Origin of the sequence: Kitasatospora sp. NPDC091257 (genome assembly GCF_044757675.1) — a bacterium.
In the GTDB taxonomy this organism is placed as follows: Bacteria; Actinomycetota; Actinomycetes; order Streptomycetales; family Streptomycetaceae; genus Kitasatospora; species Kitasatospora lactacystinica.
On the sequence record NZ_JBIVVI010001257.1, the window covers coordinates 1 to 2,521 of the forward strand.

General features: G+C 75.2%; 2 protein-coding genes. Both read right to left on the reverse strand.

Features of this window, described 5'->3' with window-relative positions; translation table 11 throughout:
- Positions 1 to 216: 216 nt before the first annotated feature.
- Positions 217 to 1,056 (reverse strand): sulfite exporter TauE/SafE family protein, encoded by an 840-nt coding sequence (locus ACIQOV_RS37000; protein ID WP_401055183.1) that lies wholly within the window; start codon positions 1,054 to 1,056, stop codon positions 217 to 219.
- The gene (locus tag ACIQOV_RS37005; RefSeq protein WP_401055184.1) at positions 1,053 to 2,489 is read right to left on the reverse strand and encodes a rhodanese-like domain-containing protein; all 1,437 of its coding nucleotides are present in this window, start codon (positions 2,487 to 2,489) and stop codon (positions 1,053 to 1,055) included. Before ACIQOV_RS37005 ends, ACIQOV_RS37000 begins: the two co-directional genes overlap by 4 nt.
- Positions 2,490 to 2,521: the final 32 nt, after the last annotated feature.

Sequence of the window (2,521 nt, forward strand, 5' to 3'; positions counted from 1 at the left end):
GGACCGGGACCGGGATCGGGCGCGGAGGTCACGGCGCCCTCCTGGGAGTCAGGGGTCGGGTGGGTGGTGCGGGACACGAGGTGAATGTACGTACCTTCGGGGGAACAGCACAAAATCGGTGCCTGCCGGGCATCGCCGGGTGGCGACCGGCGGAAGGCGACCGCCGTCCGGACCCGAGGTGTCCGGGCAGCGGTCGCCGCGCTCGCGCGGAGGCCGTCAGGCGAGGGCGCCGATCACCATGAAGGCGGCCACCGCGAGCAGGACGACGGCGAAGGCCCGCTGCAGTGCCGCGCCGGAGAGCTTGGCCGCCAGTCGCTTGCCGTCCCAGGCGCCGAGGACGGCGGCGCCCACGAACGGCCCGAAGACCGCCGGGTCGACGGAGATGTCCGTGACCGTCAGGCGGGTGCCGAGGGAGACCACCGAGTTGACGACGATGACGACCAGGCTGGTACCGACGGCCTTGCGCATCGGCAGCCGGAGCACCGACACCAGCGCGGGCACCGCGAGGAAGCCGCCGCCGACTCCCAGCAGGCCGGTCACCGCCCCGAGGCCCGCGCCGGCCGCGACCGTGCCCAGGTGCCCGTCTCGGCCGGCCGGTTTCGTGGACGGAGCGGCGCCGCCGTCCGCGGCCTCCCCGCCCTCCCCGCCCTCCCGGGCCGCCCCGGCCGGCACGCGCCGCGCGCTTCGGGCGCCGCTTCGGGCGCCGCGCAGCATCACCGCGGCGGCCAGCGCGGCCAGGACGGCGAACGCGGAGGTCAGCACCGGCTGCGGGATGCGGTGGGCGAGCACGGACGCCCCGATGGCGGGAAGCACGCCGGCCGCGGCGAACAGTGCGCCGGTGCGCCACTGGACGGTGCCGCTGCCCGCGTGGCGGGTCAGCGCGGTGACGGAGGTGGCGGTGACGATGACCAGGCTGGTGGTCCCGGCGTCGGAGGGCGACAGGCCCAGCAGGTACACCAGGGCCGGGACCGCGAGCACTCCCCCGCCGCCGCCCAGCGCGCCGAGGGCGACGCCGACCACGGCTCCACAGAGCAGAGCGGTGATCAGGACGCTCACGCCGTGACGCCGTCCGCGGCCCGGTCGGCGGGGCGCACGACCTCGCCGTTCCAGGCGGCGAAGCCGCCGCGCAGGTCGACGGCCTCGAAGCCGCGGGCGCGCAGCACGGACGCGGCCACCGAGGAGCGGTTGCCGCCCGCGCAGATCACGGTCAGCGGCTGATCGGTCGGCAGTTCGCCCAGGCGGGCGAGCAGTTCGGGCAGCGGGAGGAGCCGGGCGCCGGGGAGGGTGCCCTTGTCCTGCGTCTCGCCCGGGCCACGTACGTCCAGCAGCATGAAGTCGGCTTCGCCCTCGACGAGTTGACCGGCGAGGGAGCGGACGAGGTCGTCGGCGTCCACGCGCGCGACCGAGGTCAGGTGCGCGGCGTCGATCGCCTCGACGGCGGTGCCCAGGGCGCCCAGGACGCGGTCGAAGCCGATCCGGGCCAGGCGGGTCCGGGCCTCGGTCGCCGTGTCCGGGTCGCCGCACAGGATGACGGCGTCCTGGGCGTCGAGCACCTGGCCGGCGAGTTCGGCGAACCGGCCGCCGAGGGGGATGTTGACCGCGCCGTGCAGGTGGGCGGCGGCGAACGCCTCCGGATCCCGGGTGTCCAGCACGGTGGCGCCGCCCGCCCGGGCCTGGAGGAACGCCTCCGGGGTGAGCGGCGGGACGGGGGTGTCCTCGTCCAGGACCGGACGGGCCTGGCGGTTGCGCACCGAGGTGAACGCGAAGTAGGCCGGCGCGGCGGGCTGGCCGGCGGTCACCACGGCGACGAACTCGTCCTCGGTCATGTCGGCCAGGGCGTAGTTGCCGCGGCGCTGGTTGCCGATCGTGCAGCTCAGCTCGGTGGAGAGGTTCTTGCCGCAGGCCGAGCCGGCGCCGTGCGCCGGGTGGACGCGCGTGTCGTCGGGGAGGGTCAGCAGGGCCCGGGTGGAGCGGTACAGCAGGCGGGCCATCTCCTCGGCGGACCGGCCGCGCGAGCTGAGCAGGTCGGGGCGGCCGACGTCGCCGATGAACAGCGTGTCGCCGGTGAGCACACCGAACGGGACGGCGTCACCGGCGTGTTCGCGCACGACGACGCAGATCGACTCCGGGGTGTGGCCCGGGGTGTGCAGGATCTCCAGGTCGACCTCGCCGAGTCCGATCCGCTCGCCGTCGCCCAGGGGGTCGGTGTCGAAGTCGAGCACGGCGGCGGAGCCGTAGGAGATGCGCGCGCCGGTGCGCTCGGCGAGTTCCAGGTGACCGGAGAGGAAGTCCGCGTGGATGTGGGTCTCGATGACCCGCTCGATGGTCAGTCCGTGCTGTTCGGCGGCGGCGAGGTACTCGCGGACGTCGCGCTGGGGGTCGACCACGACGGCCCGGCCGGTGGTGCGGTCACCGACGAGGTACGAGGCGTGGGAGAGACAGTCGAGGTAGAACTGCACGAAGACCAGTGGTCCGGCGGGCGTCGTCATCCGGGGCTCCTGAGGGTGGAGGGTGGCTGCGC

Coding starts and splice junctions, on each gene's coding strand:
- ACIQOV_RS37005 (WP_401055184.1), bottom strand. CDS start 2,489: ATGACGACGCCCGCCGGACCACTGGTCTTCGTGCAGTTCTACCTCGAC.